This is a genomic window from Burkholderia sp. Bp9012 (genome assembly GCF_003853825.1).
In the GTDB taxonomy this organism is placed as follows: Bacteria; Pseudomonadota; Gammaproteobacteria; order Burkholderiales; family Burkholderiaceae; genus Burkholderia; species Burkholderia diffusa.
This window is the reverse complement of the sequence record NZ_QTQA01000003.1, coordinates 39,408-61,200: the sequence shown is the minus strand read 5'-3', so window position 1 is coordinate 61,200 and position 21,793 is coordinate 39,408. Positions and strand designations below refer to the sequence as shown.

At 59.2% G+C, this 21,793-nt stretch carries 16 protein-coding genes; 8 read left to right on the top strand and 8 right to left on the bottom strand.

The features are described from left to right. Positions 1-75: 75 nt before the first annotated feature. Positions 76-1,179 carry a porin gene (locus tag DIE11_RS04465; protein WP_124621776.1) on the bottom strand — a complete coding sequence of 368 codons (1,104 nt, stop codon included), beginning with the start codon at positions 1,177-1,179 and terminating at the stop codon, positions 76-78. Between the two features lie 75 nt (positions 1,180-1,254). Continuing rightward, the gene (locus tag DIE11_RS04460; protein ID WP_260437077.1) at positions 1,255-2,655 is read right to left on the bottom strand and encodes an MFS transporter; all 1,401 of its coding nucleotides are present in this window, start codon (positions 2,653-2,655) and stop codon (positions 1,255-1,257) included. Positions 2,656-2,992: 337 nt separating this feature from the next. Between DIE11_RS04460 and DIE11_RS04455 the strand changes: the two genes are divergently transcribed. The 5 genes from DIE11_RS04455 to DIE11_RS04435 all read left to right on the top strand — a co-directional run bounded on the left by DIE11_RS04455 (position 2,993) and on the right by DIE11_RS04435 (position 8,109). Then, positions 2,993-3,991: a fumarylacetoacetate hydrolase family protein gene (locus DIE11_RS04455; protein WP_260437076.1), complete on the top strand. Its 999-nt coding sequence runs from the start codon at positions 2,993-2,995 to the stop codon at positions 3,989-3,991. Positions 3,992-4,133: 142 nt separating this feature from the next. Then, a complete protein-coding gene (locus DIE11_RS04450; protein WP_124621774.1) occupies positions 4,134-5,243 on the top strand; it encodes an FAD-dependent oxidoreductase in 1,110 nt (369 codons plus the stop codon). A gap of 204 nt (positions 5,244-5,447) precedes the next feature. Further along, complete coding sequence (locus DIE11_RS04445) at positions 5,448-6,398, top strand: VOC family protein (protein ID WP_124621772.1); 951 nt, start codon at positions 5,448-5,450, stop codon at positions 6,396-6,398. A 6-nt stretch (positions 6,399-6,404) separates the two neighbouring features. After that, entirely contained in the window at positions 6,405-6,764 is a 360-nt protein-coding gene (locus DIE11_RS04440; RefSeq protein ID WP_260437075.1) for a Rieske 2Fe-2S domain-containing protein, read from the top strand. Between the two features lie 133 nt (positions 6,765-6,897). Beyond that, entirely contained in the window at positions 6,898-8,109 is a 1,212-nt protein-coding gene (locus DIE11_RS04435) for an MFS transporter (RefSeq protein ID WP_260437074.1), read from the top strand. A 448-nt stretch (positions 8,110-8,557) separates the two neighbouring features. Here the strand turns inward: DIE11_RS04435 and DIE11_RS04430 are convergent, their stop codons facing one another. From DIE11_RS04430 to DIE11_RS04420, 3 genes are all read right to left on the bottom strand, one after another. Then, on the bottom strand, positions 8,558-9,853 hold the full coding sequence (locus DIE11_RS04430; RefSeq protein WP_185633711.1) for an MFS transporter: 1,296 nt from the start codon (positions 9,851-9,853) through the stop codon (positions 8,558-8,560). 136 nt (positions 9,854-9,989) lie between these two features. Further along, positions 9,990-11,213: a M20 aminoacylase family protein gene (locus DIE11_RS04425; RefSeq protein ID WP_124621768.1), complete on the bottom strand. Its 1,224-nt coding sequence runs from the start codon at positions 11,211-11,213 to the stop codon at positions 9,990-9,992. Between the two features lie 519 nt (positions 11,214-11,732). Beyond that, positions 11,733-12,623 carry a dihydrodipicolinate synthase family protein gene (locus DIE11_RS04420; protein ID WP_124621766.1) on the bottom strand — a complete coding sequence of 297 codons (891 nt, stop codon included), beginning with the start codon at positions 12,621-12,623 and terminating at the stop codon, positions 11,733-11,735. Positions 12,624-12,973: 350 nt separating this feature from the next. Between DIE11_RS04420 and DIE11_RS04415 the strand changes: the two genes are divergently transcribed. Beyond that, positions 12,974-13,618, top strand: a complete 645-nt coding sequence (locus DIE11_RS04415; protein ID WP_124621764.1) for a glutathione S-transferase family protein — start codon at positions 12,974-12,976, stop codon at positions 13,616-13,618. Positions 13,619-13,777: 159 nt separating this feature from the next. Here the strand turns inward: DIE11_RS04415 and dapA are convergent, their stop codons facing one another. Then, positions 13,778-14,677, bottom strand: coding sequence for a 4-hydroxy-tetrahydrodipicolinate synthase (gene dapA / locus DIE11_RS04410; protein WP_124621762.1), 900 nt, complete (start codon positions 14,675-14,677; stop codon positions 13,778-13,780). A gap of 195 nt (positions 14,678-14,872) precedes the next feature. After that, positions 14,873-16,168, bottom strand: a complete 1,296-nt coding sequence (gene ptsJ / locus DIE11_RS04405) for a transcriptional regulator PtsJ (protein WP_124621760.1) — start codon at positions 16,166-16,168, stop codon at positions 14,873-14,875. Positions 16,169-16,573: 405 nt separating this feature from the next. Between ptsJ and ilvB the strand changes: the two genes are divergently transcribed. Both ilvB and DIE11_RS04395 read left to right on the top strand, forming a co-directional pair. Beyond that, the gene (gene ilvB / locus DIE11_RS04400) at positions 16,574-18,316 is read left to right on the top strand and encodes a biosynthetic-type acetolactate synthase large subunit (RefSeq protein WP_124622231.1); all 1,743 of its coding nucleotides are present in this window, start codon (positions 16,574-16,576) and stop codon (positions 18,314-18,316) included. A gap of 104 nt (positions 18,317-18,420) precedes the next feature. Further along, positions 18,421-18,888 carry an Lrp/AsnC family transcriptional regulator gene (locus DIE11_RS04395; protein WP_124621758.1) on the top strand — a complete coding sequence of 156 codons (468 nt, stop codon included), beginning with the start codon at positions 18,421-18,423 and terminating at the stop codon, positions 18,886-18,888. Positions 18,889-19,069: 181 nt separating this feature from the next. Here DIE11_RS04395 and mdeB read toward each other — a convergent pair whose 3' ends face one another. Next, on the bottom strand, positions 19,070-21,772 hold the full coding sequence (mdeB, locus tag DIE11_RS04390) for an alpha-ketoglutarate dehydrogenase (protein WP_124621756.1): 2,703 nt from the start codon (positions 21,770-21,772) through the stop codon (positions 19,070-19,072). Between the last annotated feature and the right edge of the window lie 21 nt (positions 21,773-21,793).

Here is a 21,793-nt window from a genome sequence, read left to right as displayed (position 1 = left end):
CGGCTCGCGGCGCGGCGGTGGCGGCCCCGCCTGTCCGGCCATGACGGAAGCGGCCGGACGACCTACCGGGCCGACCTAGAAGTTGTGACGAATCCCGATGTCGACGGCGAACTGGTTGCCACCCGATGCGGAACCGAGCTGGAACAGTTGCGCGAGGCCCCGACCTGACGTGTGCTCGTAGACGGGCGAAATGAACACATCGGTACTCTTCGAGAGGAAGTAGTCGGCCGAGACGTTGACGTTGTCGTAGCGCGTCTGCGCCGCGCGGAAATTCGCGTGCCAGTAGCCGAAACCGAGCACGATGTCCGGTCGCACGTAGTAACCCGCGTTCGCATTCACGATCGGCATCGATGCAGACTGGCCATCGCGACCCTTCAGGTGAACGTCGAATGCGCCGATCGCAAACCTGGCATGTCCCCATGTGTAGCCAGTGCCTGCGCCGGCCATGTCGAGTCTTGCCAGCGGAACGACCGCCGTACTCCCGGGCGTCCCGTTCACGCCCCAGAACGTGCCGCCCGGCAGTCCCAGTCCGCTCGTGGGTGACCATGGCTTCAGCGCGTAATCGGAGAAGCTCGACCACGCGAGCGCCGCATCAAACCCGTTCTTCGACCAGGCGAGCAGTGCGCTGAGCGTCCTGCCGGAGAACGCCTGCCCCGTTGCCGCGTGATCCGGCAGCGCGTACATGAAGCCGAGCGTCAACGGCCCCAGCTCGCTTCGGTATTTGATTGCGTTATTCACGCCCGGGAAATTGAAGCGATCGATGCCACCAGGATGAGCGGCCATTGTCGTCGAGTAGTAGTTCGCCTGATAGGGCAGCAAGTCGGCCATGTAATCATGCTGCCGTCCGACGGTGACGGTGCCCAGTCGCGCGTCGACCAGTCCGACGTATGCCTTGCAGAAGAACTGCGTGCAGCCTCCCGCTCCGGACAAGGCGCCATTGGAAGGCCGGATAGCCATCTGCAGGTTGAACACCGCGGAAAGTCCACCGCCCAGATCTTCCTTGCCTTTCATGCCCACGGTGGAATTCCAATGGTCGTTATCGAGTTCTCCCGCGTAGGCGCCGCCTCTGACATTGGGCGAATACACCAGGCCGGTGGCCAGGGTGCCATACAGGGTGACGCTCGATTGCGCCGAGGCAATACCGGGGGAAAGTGCGGTCACCGTGACGGCGAGCACCATTAGCGGTGTTCTCATGTCTCCTGCTCCGTTTTGGTTTTCTTCTTCGTGAAATCTTTGTTATCGGAATCGATGGCGCTAGGCGACAGTCTTCCCTGTGCCCATGTCATTGCCGGTCAGCGCCGGTTCCGGCGTGGCGAGACGGTGTGAGTCGCTCGCGAGCCATGCAAGCAGATCGTCGCGGGTATTCTGGTAGCTAGTCTGGCCGAACCAGCACGCGAGAAAGCCAAGCGCGGAGAGCGGAACGATGACGATCACGAGCGAGCTGCCGAGCAACGCGTTGTCTTTCAGAACGTATTGCGTCACGAGCGCAACGGACGTAGGCCCCATGGACAGGCCGATGATTCCTGTCCAGATATAGTTCAGCGCGGCGGCCTGACCCCTGAGCTGATTCGGCACGATGTCCTGGATGACGGCTGCCGCGCCTGAAAAGGACAACGCGCTGCCGAAGGTGAGCAGGCCGAGGAAAAGGAGGCTCAGTGTCGGAGTGGAAGCGCATACCATGCCGATGACCGATCCGAACGCGATGGGCCACCAGGCGAGCGGAAGCCTGAAGCGGCCGCCGCGAATCCGACTCGACGCAAGTGCGTCGGTCAAATACCCGCCGCAGAGACATCCGGCGATGCCGCTGACGATCGTCATTGCGCCCATCGTGAGGCCGACGTGGGCGGGCTGCATGTGGTGGTGACGGATATAAAAGGACGGCGCCCACGCCACGATGATGTAGCCGATCATCGCGGTCAGCGTATAGACGGTATAGACGGACGTGAACGCACGTTTGCGGCGCGACAGATACGACCACAACCCGAGCGTCTCGCGGTTTCCATCGGCCGTCTGCTTGACTTCGCGGCGCACCGGTTCCTTCAGTGCGAGAACGACGAACGCCATCAGGATGCCGGGCAAGCCTGACACGATGAAGGCGAGCCGCCATGTCGGCATGCCGGAAACGCCGGGCAGGCCGAAGCCGGAGAAGCGCGTGAGCAGCGAAATGATCGCACCGCCGAACAGCAGCGATGCGCCGACGCCGACGTAATTGGACATGTTGTAGGTAGCGATGGCCCGTCCGCGCTGCTTGGGCACGAAACAGTCGGCGATCATCGAAAACGCCGCAGGCCCCAGGCAGGCCTCGCCGATGCCGACACCCATCCGGGAGAAGAAGAGCTGCCAGAAGCCGGTGCTCAGGCCGCAGCAGATCGTCATGACGCTCCACAGCAAGACGCCCGCCGCAATCAGGTTCCTGCGCGTGTGACGGTCGACCAGGCGGCCGAACGGCAGTCCCATCACGGAATAGAACAATGCGAAGGCTACCCCTTGCAGCAGGCTGATCTGCACGTCCGACAGCCCGATCTCGTGCCGGATCGGCCCGACGAAAAGGGAAATGATGTTCCGGTCGAGATACGACACGACGCTCGTGCAGAACAGGACAAACACGAGGAGCCACGGGTAGGAGTGCTGTAAAGCGATTGCTTTGCGACGCATGAACGCTCCGGAGTTGCGGTGAGACTCGGGCTGATCGAAGGGGCAGACGCGAGGGTGTCGACGGATTTCGCAACGCACATGCATCGTCCGCCTTCACCTGCCATGTGGTTCGTGAAACGCGTGCCATGGCTCCGTTTCTGAAGAGCCGACGGTCGGCCTCTGGTCTTCCGCGAGTGTCGCGTGAAGCCTGATTAATAAACGATACGAATCGTATACTAAGTTTCACGTCATCGACTTCAAAGTTCGCCGGGAAATACCCTAGCTTTTATGCTGTTGACAAAACGATACGTTCAGTTTCATTATGGCTCATCTCAATTTCTTCACATGGAGACGGCATATGAAGCTGGGGCGATTTGTAGTCGAAGGTCTGGACGGGCCGGTTCACCGCATCTGCCTGGTGCAGCCGGAGCAGGGGCGCGTCGTCGATCTGCGTGCGGCAGAGGTGTTGCGGCTGCAGGCGCAAGGGGCAACCCGCGACGCGGCGCTGCGTTACGCATCTGTCGTGTTCCCGGAAAGCATGTCGGCTGCCATCGCACTCGGGCAACGTTTTCTCGACACCGCGACCGAAGCAGCCGCGAAATACGGCGACGACGCATCGCGCGCGATCGACGGGTTGCAGTGGGGGGCGGCCTGCGACCCGTCCGTGGTGCGCGATGGGCTCACTTTCACGAAGCATATCCGCCAGTTCCATGAGCGGATGAACATCAGTCCGACGCCGGCCCTGCTCGAAGTGCCGGGTTACTTCAAGGGCTCGCCGTGGACGGTGATCGGGCACGAAGCCGAGGTGCCCTGGCCTGCGCGCTCCGAACGTCTGGATTATGAGCTGGAGCTCGGCTGGGTCGTAGGCCGGCAGGCACACAACATCACGCCTGACGTCGCCCGTTCGTATCTGTTCGGCGTGACGATTTTCAACGACTTCAGCGCACGGGATCTGCAGGGCAACGAGTTCGCAATCGGCATGGGGCCGACGAAGAGCAAGGACTTTGCGTACGGCATCGGCCCGTGGATCACCACGATCGACGAGTTCGAGCGGCTCGACAACATCCGGATGTCGGTGCGCGTGAATGGCGAGACCTGGGGCGAGGGCGACACGTCGGAAATGCTCTGGACGCCGGAAGAGCTCATTGCTTACGTGTCGCTCGGCGACTACGCGCAACCGGGCGACGTGATCGGTTCGGGCACGATGGGCAACGGTTCGGCGCTCGAGCTCGGACGCAGCGTGAAACCCGGCGACGTGATCGAGCTCGACGTGAAGGGCGTGGGTGTATTGCGCAATCGCATCGCGCAACAACCGCAGGAAACCTGGTGGCCGCAGCGGCGCACGCCTTTCATGTAAAACGGGCTTCGCGCGCGCACGCTTCGTCACGGTACGAGCCTACAATCGTCGGGGGACACGCCGGATCAGCCGGGGTGTCCATCGGTTTCACTGGTGGCCCAAAAAACCTATCCGCCATCAGAGTGGAGAAAGGAGACAGACAATGAAGGTCAAACGTGTGCTGATCGTCGGCACCGGAATTGGCGGCGCCACGGCCGCCGTTACCCTGGCCAGGCAAGGTTTCGACGTTCACTGCATCGACATCAAGCCGGAGAGGCCAACGGCAGGGGCGGGCATCTGTCTGCTCCACAACACGATGCGTGCGCTCGAGACGCTTGGCCTTGCCGATGCCTGCCGCGAAAGCGGAATGGCGTTCGCAGTCTTTCGGGAGTTCGACGCGTCGGGCCAACTGCAGCACGTCCATCCCGCACCACCGAGCTGCGGGATTCGCAGGCCGGAGCTCGCACGTATCCTCGAGACGGCAGCGGAGGACAGCGGCGCGGTGCTGGAAAAGGGCGTGACGGTCCAGGATCTGACGGACCGCGGCGATCGCGTCGACGTGCAGTTCTCGGATGGCCGACTGGCATCGTACGACCTGGTGGTCGCGGCGGACGGCGTGTATTCGGAGCTGCGCAAGCGGGTCTTCGGCACCGACTACGAGCCGCGGTTCGCCGGCCAGAGCGTCTGGCGTTTCAACGCTCCGCGTCCTGAACAGGCCGACGGCTTCTGTCTGTATCGAACGCTGACCGGCAAGGTCCTGGGGATTTTCCCGACCTCACGCGAGAGCTGCTACATGTTCTACCTCGAAAGCAGCCGCGAACCGCTACGCATCGCGCCGGAACATTCGCATGTGCTCATCCGTGAGCGGCTGGCCGAGTTCGACGCGCCGGCCATTCGCGACGCGCTTGATCTGATCACTGAATCGTCCCAGGTGATTTTCCGTCCGTTGGACATCACGCTGGTGCCCACGCCGTGGCATCGTGGGCGCGTGGTGTTGCTGGGCGATGCCGCACATGCGCCGACACCGCAAATGACCTCCGGCGCGGGCATGGCGGTTGAGGATGCCGTGGTGCTGACGGAGTGCCTCGCCGGCAGCGCGTCGGCCGAGGAAGCGCTCGCCGGCTATGACCAGCGTCGCTTCGAGCGGGTGAAGCGGATCTACGACGCTTCGCTGCAGCTCTGCCTGAACGAACAGGAGGATTCGATCGGCAACAAGGACCGGTCGGCCGCCTTGTTGCTGGAGACGTACCGGTATCTCGGTCAGCCCATCTAGGCATGATGTGACATAACATTTCCGGTCCATGCGGTCGTCATGGGCCGGAGATCGATGCAGAGGCATAGCGGTGCGCAGGCTGCGCGGTGCGAGTTGGATCGGCGCTTGTGACAGCCCGGTGCTTGCTGGCCGAACGTTTTTGCGATGCGACGGTAACCAACACGTCTCACGTGGTGAGACGGTTTCATCAACTGGACGACGACAATGAAAATCCTCGGACCTGACACACTCGTCTTCGGTGTCGAAGACATCGAAAGCTGCACGCAGTTCCTTCTCGACTACGGTCTCACGCGACACGGCGAAGACAGATTCGAAGCCTTGGACGGGACCGGGGTCGTCATTCGCCCCAAGGACGATCCTTCGCTGCCGGCGTGGCCGTTTGCGACGGCCAATCAGCTGCGCAAGACCATCTACGGTGTGGCAGACCAGGCGACGCTCGACGAGATCGCCAGCGAACTCGAAAGGGACCGCGAGGTGACGTTGCTGCCCGACGGTTCGATAGAAGCGGTCGACGATGCGGGGTTCGTGCTCGGGTTTCAGGTCACCGTGCGACGCGAATTGCAGCTTCCGGCCGAGCCGGTGAACGCGCCGGGCGATGGTCGCCGCGGGGTCAACGTGACGGGGGCGTTGACCGGCGAGAACGAGCCGCCGCCGCGTCCGAGGACGCTGTCGCACGTCGTGTATTTTGTGCCGGACACGGACAAGGCAGAAGCGTTCTACGTCAACCGGCTCAAATTCCGGCTGAGCGACAAGTTCATCGGCATGGGGCCGTTCCTGCGTCCTGCCGGCACGCTCGATCACCATACGCTTTTCCTGATCCAGACGCCGCCGTTCATGCAGGGTTGCGAGCACTTCACGTTTCACCTCGGCGGCCCGACGGAGGTGATGCGTGCCGGCAGCGCGTTCGCGGCAAAAGGCTATGAATCGTATTGGGGCCCAGGCCGTCATCAATTCGGCTCGAATTGGTTCTGGTATTTCAACTCGCCGTTTGGCTGCCACATCGAGTACGACGCTGACATGGACCTGCACGACGATTCATGGGTGCCGCGCATCGCACCTGCGCATGCGGACCGCGCTCAGGAGTTCCTGCTCCAGTGGCGTGAAAAGTGGGCACCGGGCGGCCCGCCGCCGTCGTCCGAACCGCTGCACGGATGACAGCCGATGCAGGCCGCCGGCTCGTTGCGCTGGATGCGTCTTTGTGAATTGAGCGCGCTCCCGACCTCGGGAGCGCGCGGATTCGATGTGCAGGGGCGCGGTGTCGACGATCTCTTCGTCGTTCGCCGGGATGGGTTGATTCGCGGCTACCGGAATTCGTGCCCGCACTGGCCGGGCTCGACGCTTCCGTGGCGCAAGGATGCCTATCTCGATCATTCGATGACGCACATCGTCTGCCATGGACACGGCGCGAAATTCACGCTGGACGACGGTCTATGCATCCTGGGCCCGTGTCTCGGGGAAAAACTCGAATCGGTTCCGCTACGAATCGAGCATGACCAATATATCAACATTCTTTGGCGCTGAAGCGATTGCGGGATCGATGCGCGCGAGTCCTGAAGCCGATGTTGTGATACGCCAACATGACACGCGACAGGCGGGTTCGACGGTGTACGTTCAGCGGTGAGATCGACCCGGGCGCCGGTGGAGCGAATCAATTGTGAAAACAGGAGATGGCCGGTTCGGTGCCGATGCGTCGATTACGCGCGCGCTCCGGGCGCTTTACCTTTGCTGTTTCACCAGCCTGGCTTCGACGAGGATTTGCGACGCAATGCTGCCATCGCTCGAAGCCCAATTCGCAGTTACGCCGCAACATGCCGCCCGCACGATTTCCGTCTTCGCACTGACGTACGGTGTATCACAGTTGTTCTTCGGGCCGTTGGGCGATCGCATCGGCAAGATCAGGGTGGTGGGCATCTCCGCCGCGGTCAGTGCCCTCGGCAATCTTGCAGCATCGGCATCCGGTAATATCGATCAGCTAATTCTGGCGCGGGCCGTGGCAGGCGCCATGACCGCCGGCATTGTCCCGATGGCAATGGCATGGATCGGCGACAATATTCGTTACGAACGTCGGCAGGAAATACTCGCGAGGCTACTCGGAGCGACGATACTGGGAACGATCTACGGTCAATGGGCCGGTGGCATGATTTCATCGCTAGCAGGGTGGCGGACCGCATTCCTGACTCTCTCCGTCGCGTTTGGCGCAGGCGGAATGCTGACGCTGATGTGGACGTCGGCCCATGCCGATTGCCGCGGGCCAGCGAAGTCGCAATTCTGGCGCAACATGGTTTCCGTATTGCGGACACCGTGGGCTCGCGTGGTGCTCGTGATCGCCATGTGCGAAGGCGCGCTGGCTTATGGTGCGCTCGCTTTTTTGCCCACCCATTTTCACGACGAACTCGGCTTCCCGATGTCGGAAGCGGGGCTCGTGGTCGGCTTGTACGGGATCGGTGGTCTCTTTTATAGCCGTGCTGCAAAAGCAATCCGCCAACATGCCGAGGAGGCTGTGTTCGCCGCGATCGGCGGCGTGTTGTTGCTGAGTTCATTCGGACTGCTTTCTAGCCAGCATGAACGAAGCCTCAGCCTGCTCGCATGCTTCGGCACCGGTTTCGGCTTCTATATATTGCATAACACGCTTCAACTGAACGCCACGCAGATGAGCCCGGAGTGCCGGGGCACGGCAGTTGCGCTGTTCTCGTGCTTCCTCTCTCTGGGGCAATTTATTGGTGTGCTAGCCGGTGCCGCAATCGTTCAACAACGCTCGACGTCGGATCTGATGTTCGCGAGCGGAGTAGGGTTACTCGTAACCGCTGTAACTTTCTCAGGTCTTCTGTTGCGTAGGCATCGCCGTGATCGCAGTTGGAAACGCTAACAGAATGAGTTTTGATGGTGCGGCCAACAGATGTTGCAAGCGGCGACTTTCATGAACGCTTCGTGTGCGACTGCGAGCAGTTCGGCCATCACCCAGAGGTCGCGCTTCGGGCGCGCATCGGCTATATGTCTGGGCGCGTTCGATCGGGACGTTCGATTCCGCCCCGCAATGTGGGGCGGCATAGTGAGCGGCCAGTGCCTCGATGTCAACGGGGGCACCACCATGCGTGAATTCGAATGCCCCGAACAGGTTGATGTGCTGTCAGGCAACGGGCGGCATGCCGGAGATCGGTGGAATCGCTGTTTTCGTCGAGTTTGTACGCGATGCTGACGCCACTAAATTGTATGGAATCTCGATCATGTGTTCAAGCATACTTAATCCGGCAAAAGTGCCCCAGTGACGCACCCCGAAACTTTGTCTTGTCCTGCGATCATTGCAATCGTGAGCGCTAGCTCCTGCGTGGGAGGCCGCTAACCATTTCCAGATCCTGGATGTTGCTTTGCTTGTAGCCGAGTAACGAGAATGCCCCAAGCGCAAGGAAAATGACCATGTAATGTGCTGGCATCATTAGATCGCCTGTTCTCGCGACCAACCATGTCAGGATGAACGGCGAGAAACCACCAAGCAGCGCTGCAGTCAGGTTATAGGCGAGAGACATGCCCGTTGAACGTACGCTTGTTGGGAATAGATCGGCGGCTGTTGCCGCAAACGGACCTAATACTGCTGCCATGACGACGGAAAATCCCAGCTCGATCACAAGCAAGCTCACTGTCCCGGGAGAGTGCGAAAGCCATATGAATGCGGGGTAGACCAATGCGATAAAAAGCGCCAGAGCAGTTCCCATGACTTGCTTCCGGCCAAGTTTGTCGGAGAGATGACCGAAGATCGGGACGAAGATCATTCGTATCGGCATTGTTACGGCGAGGACAACAAAAGGCGTGTTGACCGGGAGGTGTAGCGTCTGAACTGCATAGATCGGAAGGTATCCTACCAGAACGTAAACCATGACATTCGTCGCACCACCGAGGGCAATGGAGATGAACATTGCCACGGGATAGTCTGTAAGAAGCTTGCGGAACGGAATGGATGGTTGCTTTGTTGCTTCCTTGAATTCATCGGATTCGTCGATGTTTCTGCGGATCCAGTATCCGATCGGACCGATGACCAGGCCGACGATGAACGGCAGTCTCCAGGCCCACGAGGCGAGCGAGTCCGACGGAAACCAACTCGTCAACATCGCTGCGCTGAGCGTGGCCATGAACGACCCGATCGCCTGCGCGAACATTTGCCAACTGCCGTAGAAGCCCTTCCTGTTTTCGGGGGCGAGCTCGACGAGCAGTGCGGTCGCACTTCCGAATTCACCACCAGCTGAAATTCCCTGCAGGATTCGCGAGATCACTACGATGATGGGCGCCCACATTCCAGCTTGCTGATAGGTTGGCGCAAATGCCAACATTGCCGTGGAGACGAACATCAACAGAATGACGAACGATAACGCCGCCTTGCGTCCTCGCCTGTCGGCGTACATTCCGATCCAGACGCCTGCGAGAGGGCGGAATATGAAGCCAACGCCGAAAGTGGCGGTGGTCAGCAAAAGTGAGGTCAGCGGGTTGTCGCTAGGGAAAAACTGCTTTGCTATCAAGACCGACAGATACCCGAATATCAAGAAGTCGTACCATTCCAGAGCGTTGCCGATCGTGGAGCCAATGACCGTCTTCCATGGGCAGTCTTTTTGTGTATTCACATCGCTTCCTTTTGTAAAACTAACCAGAAAAATTTCCAGTTTCGTTCGATGTGGCCAATGGAAGCAGTCTCCTCCACCTCCTTTCCCGGGGTTGCTATATCTGCAACCTTCCAGGTACGGCCATCACATTTGTTTGTTACGCTGCAGTCCTCGCTTCGAACCATCTGCGCACCAGCAGTGCCCAGAATCGCGGGCCGATCGACAGATTGCTGTCGTTGAAGTCATAGGTCGGTCTGTGCAGTGCGATTCCCCGTCCTTGGGCAGGACCGTTCCCGATGAATCCATAGGCACCTGGAACTTTCTGCAGCATGAAGCTGAAGTCTTCGGCGGTCATGGCAGGGGGTACATCCAGATGTGCTTTCGTGGTTCCGACCACTTCTTGCATCACTTTTCCCATCAAAACTGCAGCTTCCGGAGCGTTGTCCGTACATGGGTATCCGTCGTGGAGCGTCACCTCCGCTTTCGCTTCATGGGCGGCAGCGACATGATAGGCAACACGGTCCAGCCCGTCATGGAGGACGTTTGCGACATGCTCGCCGAGGGTCCGGCACGTGCCATGGATCGTCGCTGATTCGGGAATAACGTTGAAGCTCGTACCACCGTCGATTCGCCCGACTGTGAGTACTGCACTGTCGAGTGGATTGGTCCGGCGCGATACCAACATCTGGAGCTGCTCGACTATCGCGCATGCAACAGGAATGGGATCTATGGTCAGGTGAGGCTGTGCCGCGTGTCCTCCACGACCGGTGACTCGAATCTCGAAGCGTTTCGCTGCGGCCATGATTGGACCGGCGCGGACGCCCATTTGGCCGACGGGCAAATCGGGCCAGTTGTGGAGAGCGAAGACGGCATCGCACGGAAACTCGTCGAAGAGTCCTTCCTCGATCATTTTTTGCGCGCCGGCGCCGCCTTCTTCGCCGGGCTGAAAAATCAAGTGCACGGTTCCGCCGAACCACCGGTCCCGAACAAGAAGTTCGGCGGCGCCCAGCAACATGGCCATATGACCGTCATGACCACACGCGTGCATCTTTCCTACATAGGAACTTGCATGGGCGAAGTTGTTCTCTTCGAGTATCGGTAGAGCATCCATGTCGGCTCTCAAGCCGATTGTAGGGCCGGGATTGCTTGGGCCATGACCCTCCCCATAGATCGAAGCAACCACACCTGTCTTGGCGAAGCCGGTTCGAACCGGAATGCTGAGCGCTTCAAGAAATGCAAGAACTCGGGCGCAGGTCCGGTTCTCTTCGAATTTGAGTTCCGGATGTGCATGCAGTTCGTGACGAAGGTGAACGAGCCTGGTGAGATTCAGCACGTCCGTAGGGGAGATCGGTCGTCCGTCCTGTAGTGGTGTCTGCTGCATCTGCTGAACTCGCTGGTGTGGATCGTACGGGATGATCGATTGCTTCTCCGCCTCTCTCATCTTGATGAGAGATCACGGCGTCGGTCAACATGCGGACGGTGTCTGTCGGGAATGTTTGGTTGGGACCGGATCCCGCTTGCCGAATTCATTGGGGCGTGCACACTTGCCGTTGAAATCGAACGGGCCGATCATGGTTGAACTGGCCAAAAGTCGGCGATCAGTATCGATCGCCGATTCCGGATTTCCTATGAACGGAAGTTCATATCTGCTATGACCCGTTGAGTCGTCCACCCGGCAAGCACTCGTCGGGGCGGAGGGGATGCATGTCGGCCCTGCGTTGCAATGTAATGGCGGCGCGATCGAGTCATGTGCCCGAGCAGGTCGCTATCGCCATGAATGAGCATCCTGACGTGCGTGGGCTGCGAAGCGCACGCCACACGGCAAAGCTCGCAAGAGGTTCGAAGATGCGGTGTCAGGATGGCGGCATGCCATAGTCGATTGCAGGTGCCGCCGGGGAGATCAATGCAGTTCCAGTGTTTGAAGGATTGAGCTGATTTTCCGGATCGTCCCCTCATCGAGCCCACGCAAAGGCATCGGAAGGCACGGGTCGATAACGAGCCCGATCAGCTCGGCCGCGGCGGCCATGACGCGGAGACTGCCATGTTGTTTGAACAGGTTCCAGAATGGCGTCAATTCTGCCGATAGTCGAGCAACCTTCTCGACTTCCTTGGCTTGTGCCGCACGTGTGATGGCCAGGGCCAGCGCAGGGAACAGGCCGCCGATAACGGAATACCATGCATCGCATCCGACCACGAGACCCGTTGCAGCGAACCAGTCTCCGCTGACCCCGATCGTTACCGATTCGGGGATCTTCCCCCGCAACCGTTCGACTCGCGCTTTCGCCGCTGCAGGATCGTCCGGAACACCGGGGATCTTGATCGAGCGTACCTGAGGAAGTTGTGCAATTCGACCGTGGAGTTCGTCACTGAATTCGAAGTGAGTCGTGCCGGGATTATCGTACACGCACAGTGGGACCGACAGGTTCTGCGTCACTGCTTCGTAGAGTCCGAAGACCTCATCGTCGCTCAGTCGTTGATATGACACGGGAGCCAGCAGGACTGCTGCAGCGCCGGCACGCTGTGCATCCTCGGCAAGCAGTAGCACGTCGCGAGTTGCTACGGCGCCGATGCCGATCATGACCGGCACACCGTCAGCGTTATCGATTGCCAGTTTCGCTACGCGCTCGCGATCGATGCGCGTGAGATACGCATAGTTACCGGTGGATCCCAGCGCACCGATCGAATCAACCCGTGCCGTCGAAAGGCGCTTCACGAGTCTCACAAACGCTGCTTCGTCGATTCCGTCGTTGGTAACTGGAGTCAAGGGGAAGGCACTCAGGCCAGTGAACATGCGTACCGCTCCTTTGATAGTAGGACATATCCAGAAATCAGGATCCTCCGACACCCCCCGTGGGCCCGGCTGGGAACGTGGAGGCCATATGTCAAAAAGATCCGTGATTGATTTGACATAGGTCTTATATTAAATTGTCATAGGACAAAGCTAAAGGCAAACGGCAGTCATTTTCTGCGAGGCGAGTTGAGCGGGAATGTGACGATGCGGATTAGCAACGCAGGACAACGTTTCTGGCGAGTCGCTCGTGGCGGCCACATCGGCTGGCGCTAGTCACCACGGGGTGGCGGGAGCAACATCTGCAAGTTGCCGCATTCTTCGGGCTCTTCCAATTCACTAGGAACCGCGTAGTGCCGTACATTCTCTACTACTCGCCGGGCGCGGCCAGCATGGCCGTGCACTGGATGCTGCGTGAGTTCAACGTAGCATTCGAAACACGACTTGTCGATCTGGAAACGAGCGAGAAACGGTCAGCCCAGTATTTGCAGTTGAATCCGTCGGGGCGGGTCACGACTCTGATCATCGACGGAGTGCCATGTGGGGAGTTGGCGGCCTTGCTGATGTTGCTTGCCGAGCGGCATCCGGAAGCTGGGCTGGCGCTTGAATTAGCGTCCCCGGAGCGTAGGGGGTGGCTTCAACTGATGGCTTACCTTGCCAACACCGTATTGCCGGCAATGCGCGGATGGTTCTATGCAGAGGTGGATGGCGAGGAGGGCGACGCCGCAGCGGTGAGGGCATTTTCCAGAAAGCAGATCGAAGCTTCGATGGAGCGTCTCGATAGCGTGCTCGGAGACGGGCAGCCATTTCTGGGCGGTAATCGCCTTTCAACGGCCGATTTCCTCGGTCTGCTGCTTATGCGTTGGACTCGCAACATGCCGCGGCCAGCAACATCATGGCCGCATCTGGCAAGTTACATACATCGGCTTCGAGCGACACCCGGATTCGCGGAACTCAACAGGAGAGAAGGACTGACCGATTGGTCAGAATCTGCCTGAACCAGCCGCGCGACGGCAGAGGAGTGAACGACGAGTACGCAAATTGTGTCTCGACGATGAATGGCTGCCACACATGATGAAGCGTGCGGCCAGCTCATGGAGCGGGCCTTGTTGTATAACAAGGCCACCGGCTGCGATAGAACGTCGTTTAGCGATGCTTCAAGCAAGCAGTTCGGCTTCGCGAAGGGCCGATCGGACGGTATCATGGTATCGCTCGTCGAGCGGTGTGAGCGGCAACCGGATACCACCTTCGATTCGGCCGAGTGCTTGCAGTGCCCATTTGACAGGAATCGGATTGGCTTCGCAGAAGAGATGCTTGTGCAGGGACAGCAACTGAAGGTGATGGCAGCGAGCCGTGATCGCGTCGCCTTCAAGTGCAGCTCGGCAGAGGGCGCTCATGGCGTTGGGGGCGACATTTGCCGTGACGGAGATATTGCCGTGGCCGCCGAGCAACATGAGTGCGATAGCGGTGGCGTCGTCACCGCTGTAGATCCCGAAGTTCACCGGGGCATGCTTGATGAGATGCGCTGCACGCTCGATGTTGCCCGTCGCGTCCTTTACACCGATGATGCCGGGAACCTCGGCAAGGCGAAGGATCGTCTCATTGCTCATGTCTGCGACCGTGCGCCCCGGCACGTTGTATAGAATCATCGGCAAGTCGACGGATTCGGCAATCGTGCGGAAGTGACGATACATGCCTTCCTGCGTGGGCTTGTTGTAATACGGAACCACTTGCAACGTGGCATCCGCACCAACCTGCTTGGACAATTCCGACAGTTCGATTGCCTCTGCCGTTGAATTTGCCCCTGCGCCAGCGATCACAGGGATGCGACGTGCAGCCTGTTCGACGGCAGTTTTGACCATGAGGATATGCTCGTCGACCGTCAGCGTTGCCGACTCTCCGCTTGTGCCAACGACGACGAGCCCGTCGGACCCTTGTTCGACGTGCCAGTCGACCAGCTTGCGAAAGGCCTGCAGATCGAGACTGCCATCTTCATGCATGGGAGTGACGATGGCGGGAATGCTTCCGCGAATCGACGTGGTGGTTTCTGTATTCATCTCCGTTTCCTTTGCGTATTGCGATATTGAAATCTGATGTTCTGCGTTCGGATCCGTACTCTCGATCATCGAAGTTCTGTTGCGCTGAATTGCTGACGTCCGATCACGATCTGCTCGCTGTCGTTTCGTGCTCGGGAGTAACGCGATATCGATAACGTCGATAGTCTGGCAGCACGTACGCCGAGCTGTCGAAAGTCATCCAAGGCACGCTTTCAGGTCCGCTGAAAACTGTTCCGCTTGTCCGTCTTGCATAAGTGAAACGGTGATTCGAATCGCCCGCGATAGGCCCTGGACGTCAAATGCGGTACTTGACCGAACCAGCCAACCTTTCAGCGCCAGTGCGTAGGTGATTTCCTTGGCGTCCTGTTCGAGGGGAATCCAAACATTGAGTCCGCCGGTCGCGGGAACCGTGGCAATTCCTCTCGATTTGAGGGCAGCGGAGAGTTCGTTGCGTCGATGTGCATACTGCTGCCGGGCATTCTCCACAAGTGCAACGCTTTTGGACGAGGACAGGCAAGCAGCGACCATGGCCTGGAGAATATGGCTGACCCATGTCATGCCGGGCGCCAAACGCGTATGCAAGCGATCCGCGGTCCTTGGGTCGCAGGCCACGAATGCCAGGCGAAGGTCCGGCCCGAGCGCCTTCGAAACGGAGCGGATCAATGCCCATCGATTGGCGGAAGCTGGGATGACCGAGTGGTAAGGCGTCTCGGCCAGCAGTGCAAAATGGTCGTCCACGATGACGAGCACATTAGAGTATCTGTCCAGCACGCGCTTCAACGCGTCGGCGCGACGCTTGGTTAGACTGCAGCCAGTCGGATTGTGCGCGCGTGGAGTAATCAGCACGGCTTGTGCACCATCCGCCAACGCGGCGTCGAGCGCCTCCGGCACCATTCCCAAGTCGTCTATCCGAGCCCCGATCGCGTGCATGCCGGCGAGTCGCAATGCGTTGATCGTTCCCAGGAAGCATGGATCTTCGACAACCACTTTGTCCCCGGCCACAAGGTGGGCAGCCGCCAATCGCTCAATCGCGTCCACGGCACCGTAGGTGAGCGTCAACACGCTGTTGTTCGGACAATCGGGAATTAGCCACCTTTGGCCGATTGCTTCCATGGCGGGATCCATGATCGGCTCACCATACAGACATGGTCGGAGCGTGCTTCCTGCGAGTGCTTCGCGTGGATCTGGCAGCCATGCGGGATTGGGGTTGCCAGCTGCGAGGTCGACGAGAGCGGTTCCTCCGTTCAATCCTTCCTGCTCACCTGCACGTGGTACATCGCGGATAGTGGTACCCAAGCGGCCTTGGGACAGCGCGATACCGGCCTGGGTTAAGCGTCGGTAGGCTGATGCGACGGTGTTCCGATTGACGGCAAGTTGCTCCGCCAGATCGCGTACTGGCGGCAGCGTGCTGCCAGGCTTGAGTTCTCCCTGTTGAACTAGGGTGCGGATGCTCTCGAAAATCTCGGAGGCCGAAGTGCCGACAATCTCCACTTTGTCCTATGCCAATTTGAAGAAAGCGCCATTCTAACGCATGTACGAGTATGGCGAGGGGCCAGTCGGGCAGTATTTGGCCGACTGAGTCGGATGAAAGTGAAATCGAAGAGACGCGACGCGGCAATGAAAGGCGGACACGGTGACGCTCGTCGTGTCGCCACTTCTGTCGAGCAGGGTGAGTTCAGCATAGGTGGGAACCAGATCCCGGATATAGCAGCGGGTTTGACTGAATCGGGCATGTTCTGCCGTCCAATTCGACATCATCTGCTTTCGAGAGCGAAATAACATTGGGATCGTTTCGCGTTCCTGCATATCGAGCGCGTTGGCGTCTGTATTGACCTAGTGTTGTGTTCCCGTCCGGAGATCATAGTGAGTACCGTTGCACCCGAAATTACGCAGTTCATGCGGGCCGAGTCCGCGCGTCGATCACAGGCTGAAGCCCTGACCGGCGCACAGATGGTCGTTGCGGCGTTGGAGCGGGAAGATATCGATACCGTTTGGGGGTATCCGGGGGGCGCAGTACTGCCGATCTATGATGCCCTGCTGCCGGCTCATTCGATCACCAATGTACTTGTGCGACACGAGCAGGCGGCAGTTCATGCAGCAGACGGCTACGCGCGAGCGACAGGGAAGGTGGGTGTTGCATTGGTTACCTCGGGACCAGGGGTGACGAATGCCGTGACAGGGATTGCAACTGCGTATTTCGACTCGATTCCGATCGTCGTGATATGCGCGAACGTTCCAACGGACGCTATCGGCAAGGATGCATTCCAGGAGTGTGATGCGATTGGACTCACTCGGTCGATCGTCAAGCACAATTTTCTCGTGGTGGATGTCGAGCAACTGGCATCGACGTTGAAGAAGGCCTTCTATATCGCTGCAACCGGGCGGCCGGGGCCGGTCGTCGTCGACATACCCAAGGACGTCTTGCTGGCGTCTGCTTCGTTTGCGTGGCCGGAAACCGTGACGCTGCGGTCGTACAAACCGCACATCAAGGCGAACGAAGGGCAGATACGGAGAGCGGCGGAGGCGCTTCGGCACGCGCAACGGCCGTGCATCCTGGTTGGGGGCGGCTCGCTCGCGTCCGGAGCGGACAAGGAGATCCTCGAGCTGGCGCACGAGATTCAGGCACCGGTTGCCACGACGCTCATGGCGCTCGGGGCGTTCCCCGGTCGGCATCCGCAGTGTGTTGGCATGCCGGGGATGCACGGGACATACGAAGCGAATATGGCGATGCAGCATAGCGATGTGATGATCGCGCTGGGTGCGCGGTTCGATGATCGCGTCATTGGCAACACAGAGGATTTTTGTGATCGGAACCGCACCATTATTCAGGTGGACATCGATCCCGCGACGATAGACAAGCGCGTCAAGGTTGACGTTCCGATTGTGGGTGATGTCAAGATGGTGCTGCAATCGCTGCGGGAATGCCTGTCGAAAGCGCCGGCGAACTGTGCGGAGCGGGGCGGCTGGTGGAGCGATATCGAACACTGGCGGACCCGTCACCGACCGGCATACGAGAACGGTGGAAAAGTTATCAAGCCGCAGTTTGTGTTGGAGAAGCTCTGGGAGGTGACGCATGGTGATGCGTTCATTTGCTCGGATGTCGGGCAGCATCAAATGTGGGCGGCTCACCTTTATGCATTCGACAAGCCGCGACGCTGGATCAATTCAGGTGGGCTTGGAACGATGGGCGTCGGCCTGCCTTACGCGATGGGCGTGAAGCGGGCCTTTCCGGATGCCAATGTTGTCACCGTTACGGGCGACGGATCCATTCAGATGTGCATCCAGGAACTGTCGACGTGCAAGCAATATGGATTGGGTGTAAAGATCGTTTCACTCAACAACGGCTACCTGGGAATGGTCAAGCAATTGCAGCATGTGCACTACGGTGATCGCTACTCGAATTCGTACATGGATGCGCTGCCGGACTTTGCAGCGCTGGCGCGTGCATATGGTCATGTTGGTGTGCGCGTCGACCGTCCGGAAGATGTCGAGCCGGCTCTGCGCGAATCGCTTGCGCAGAAAGATCGGACGGTGTTCATGGACTTCATCGTCGACGCTGGTGAGAACGTCTGGCCGATGGTTCGTTCTGGGTCAGGGCTGACTGACATGCTGCTGAAATCAGCGGATCTGTACCAATAAAAATCGTCGGGCGAGAGTCGAGGGGGGGCCGCGTTTTCGCGATACACTTTTTTGAGTGTCGTGTGCGGAAACGCGCAATCTATCTTTCCTCCGGAACCTCGACGATGCAGCTCGATGCGATCGACATCAAAATCCTCAATGAACTTCAGAAGGACGCACGACTTACCAATGTCGAGTTGGCTTCGCGAGTCAACCTGTCTCCGTCTCCCTGTCTGGCCAGGGTGCGATCGCTTGAACGCAGCGGGTTGATCCGCCAGCGGGTTACGTTGCTTTCAGCCGAAGGGTTAGGACTGAATGTCAACGTATTCATCCATATTTCGCTCGAGAACCAGCGACGAGAGGGACTCGACGAATTCGAGCGAGCGGTGGCAGCGATTTCCGGCGTCATGGAGTGCTATCTGATGACCGGAGATGCGGACTACCTGTTGCGCGTGTTGGTACGTGACACGCAAGCGCTCGAACGCCTCATCGTCGACGAGCTCACACGCATTCCTAATGTGAAGAGCATTCGTTCCAGCTTCGCACTCAAGCAGGTTTTGTATTCGACTGCAATCCCCCTCCACCCAAGCTAGACTGCATCATCGAATGCAGATCGCATTGAAGCGGCGTCGTTCCTTGAGTAGCTGTGTTGTTTCCCGCAATCTCTCGCGTAACGACAAAAACCCCGGGAAGAACATTCCCGGGGCTTTCATTGCTGACCGAGGACCATGATCCCCGGACCAGTCGGCACTACGAGAGCGAAAACGGATGTTGTTAGACCGTCCAGGGAGCGGGAGTGCCAGGAGCCTTGTTGTAGCGATTCAACGCTTCTGCGACGACCGCGGCATCGACCTTGCCAATCTCGCTGAGCGCATGCAACGTCGCGATGACAATGGAATCCCGATCGACTTCAAAGAACTCACGAAGCGCCTGACGAGTATCGCTTCTTCCAAAACCATCGGTTCCCAACGTCACGTACTTCCTGGGTACAAAACCTCGAATGAGTTCGGGTACGGCACGTACGTAATCCGTCGCGGCGACGACCACGGACGCTTCGGTCCCAAGCGACTGAGAAACATACGATTGGGTCGGATTGCCCAGTCGGGAAGAGCGTTCTGCGGCGATGCTGTCACGGTGCAACTCGGTGAAGCTGGTCACACTCCAAACGGAAACGGGAATCTGCCAGTCGGCCTCGAGACACTCCGCAGCCGCAATAATTTCGCGCAAGATCGCACCCGACCCAAGAAGTTGTACGAGTGGTTGAGCGAGTTTCTGCCGAGGCAGTTCGTACATCCCCTTCACGATACCGTTACGCAACTGAAGCGGGTCGATCTCGGGTACGGACGGTTGACTGTAGTTCTCGTTGGTCACGGTCACGTAGTAGAAGACGTCGAGCTGATCCTCGATCATTTCCTTCATACCAGCATCGACGATCGTTGCGACTTCGTATGCAAAGGCCGGATCGTAAGCACGACAGTTGGGTATCGTCGACGCAGCCAGATGGCTGCTGCCATCCTGATGCTGGAGTCCCTCGCCGCCGAGGGTGGTTTTCCCTGACGTCGCACCGACGAGAAACCCGCGGGCTCTCTGATCGGCCGCTGCCCAGATCAGGTCTCCGATGCGCTGGAAGCCGAACATCGAGTAGTAGATGTAGAACGGAAGCATTGTCGTGTCGTGGACACTATATGCCGTGGCCGCCGCGATCCAGGAGGAGACGGCGCCTGCCTCGGAAATGCCTTCCTCGAGAATCTGTCCCGTCGCCGTTTCGCGGTAGTAGAGCATGGACCCGAGGTCCTCCGGCTCATAGAGCTGACCGTGTGGCGAATAGATCCCGACCTGGCGGAACATGTTCGCCATGCCGAAGGTCCGTGCCTCGTCTGCAACGATGGGCACGACGCGCGGGCCGATAGCTTTGTCCTTCAGCAAATTCGTCATCATCCTGACGAGCGCGAGCGTCGTCGACATCTCCCTGCCGTCCAGCTCGGAGGCAAATTCGCCGTAGTTCGAGAGCGGGGGCAATTCCGGCGAACGAGAGGCGGTTCGGCGTCGCCGCGGCAGATAGCCACCCAGCGCCGTCCGGCGGGCATGCATATATCGCATCTCCGCACTATCGGGCGACGGGCGATAGAACTTGAGTTCGGCAACGTCGTCGTCCGACAGCGGCAGCGCGAAGCGTGTGCGAAACGCCTTCAGATCGTCGATCTCGAGTTTCTTCTGCTGGTGCGTTGTCATGCGCCCCTGGCCAGCCGCGCCCATCCCGAACCCCTTCATCGTCTTCGCGAGAATGACGGTCGGTTGGCCGGTATGGGTCATTGCTCGCGCGTAGGCAGCATGAAGCTTGCGCGGATCGTGGCCACCGCGTCGCAGTTGATCGATCTCGTCGTCGCTCAAGTGAGCTGCAAGTGATTGCAGTTCCGGCGATTGACCAAAGAAATGCTCGCGGTTGTAGGCGCCGCTGTTTGCGGAGAAGGTCTGGAACTGGCCATCGACGGTTCGAGAAAATGCGTTGAGAAGGGCGCCGTTGGCATCTCGAGCGAAAAGCGCATCCCAGTCGCTACCCCAAAGGACCTTGATGACATTCCATCCGGCTCCACGGAAGAGCGCCTCAAGCTCGTCGACGATTCGTCCGTTGCCACGAACTGGACCGTCGAGTCGTTGCAGGTTGCAGTTGATGACGAAAACCAGATTGTCGAGATGCTCTCGCGCGGCGAGTGATAGTGCGCCGATCGCTTCGGGTTCGTCCATTTCACCGTCGCCGAAGAAGCCCCACACCTTCTTGTCTGCGGTAGGTACGAGCGATCGATTCTGCATATACCGAATAAATCGCGCTTGATAGATCGCGTTGATGGGTCCGATGCCCATGGATCCCGTCGGAAACTGCCAGAAGTCAGGCATCAGCCACGGGTGCGGATACGAACACAGCCCCGGACCGCCGATTTCCCGGCGGTAGTGTTCGAGGTTCTGCTCGGACAGGAAGCCTTCCAGATAGGCGCGAGCGTACACACCCGGCGCAGAGTGAGGTTGGAAGTAGACGAGGTCTCCACCTCCTTCTGCGTCGGCCGCGCGGAAGAAGTGGTTGAAGCCCACTTCGAACAGATCGGCTGCGGATGCATAACTCGCGATATGCCCGCCGAGTTCCCCATAGGCCTTGTTGGCCCGAACGACCATCGCGAGGGCGTTCCAACGCAATGCGGCAGACAGACGCTCTTCTAGTGTGGCGTCTCCCGGGTAGGGCGGTTGTTCCGCCACCGCGATCGTGTTCTGGTAGGGCGTCATGGCGGGCTGAATGACAGCGATGCCGAGCGAAGCCGCTCGTTTTGCCAACCGCTCCATCAAGAACCGAACACGCTCGGGGCCGACACACTGGGCCACGCCATCAAGCGCTTCGAGCCATTCTTCGGTCTCGACCGGATCCTGGTCGATTTGATGAAGGGCGCTGTCCAGGCGCAGTCGCGCGCCATTCGAAAGATCTGTCATGCTACTTGAGTCTCCTGCAAT

Coding starts and splice junctions, on each gene's coding strand:
- DIE11_RS04465 (WP_124621776.1), bottom strand. CDS start 1,179: ATGGTGCTCGCCGTCACGGTGACCGCACTTTCCCCCGGTATTGCCTCG.
- DIE11_RS04460 (WP_260437077.1), bottom strand. CDS start 2,655: ATGCGTCGCAAAGCAATCGCTTTACAGCACTCCTACCCGTGGCTCCTC.
- DIE11_RS04455 (WP_260437076.1), top strand. CDS start 2,993: ATGAAGCTGGGGCGATTTGTAGTCGAAGGTCTGGACGGGCCGGTTCAC.
- DIE11_RS04450 (WP_124621774.1), top strand. CDS start 4,134: ATGAAGGTCAAACGTGTGCTGATCGTCGGCACCGGAATTGGCGGCGCC.
- DIE11_RS04445 (WP_124621772.1), top strand. CDS start 5,448: ATGAAAATCCTCGGACCTGACACACTCGTCTTCGGTGTCGAAGACATC.
- DIE11_RS04440 (WP_260437075.1), top strand. CDS start 6,405: ATGCAGGCCGCCGGCTCGTTGCGCTGGATGCGTCTTTGTGAATTGAGC.
- DIE11_RS04425 (WP_124621768.1), bottom strand. CDS start 11,213: ATGCAGCAGACACCACTACAGGACGGACGACCGATCTCCCCTACGGAC.
- DIE11_RS04420 (WP_124621766.1), bottom strand. CDS start 12,623: ATGTTCACTGGCCTGAGTGCCTTCCCCTTGACTCCAGTTACCAACGAC.
- dapA (WP_124621762.1), bottom strand. CDS start 14,677: ATGAATACAGAAACCACCACGTCGATTCGCGGAAGCATTCCCGCCATC.
- ilvB (WP_124622231.1), top strand. CDS start 16,574: ATGCGGGCCGAGTCCGCGCGTCGATCACAGGCTGAAGCCCTGACCGGC.
- DIE11_RS04395 (WP_124621758.1), top strand. CDS start 18,421: ATGCAGCTCGATGCGATCGACATCAAAATCCTCAATGAACTTCAGAAG.
- mdeB (WP_124621756.1), bottom strand. CDS start 21,772: ATGACAGATCTTTCGAATGGCGCGCGACTGCGCCTGGACAGCGCCCTT.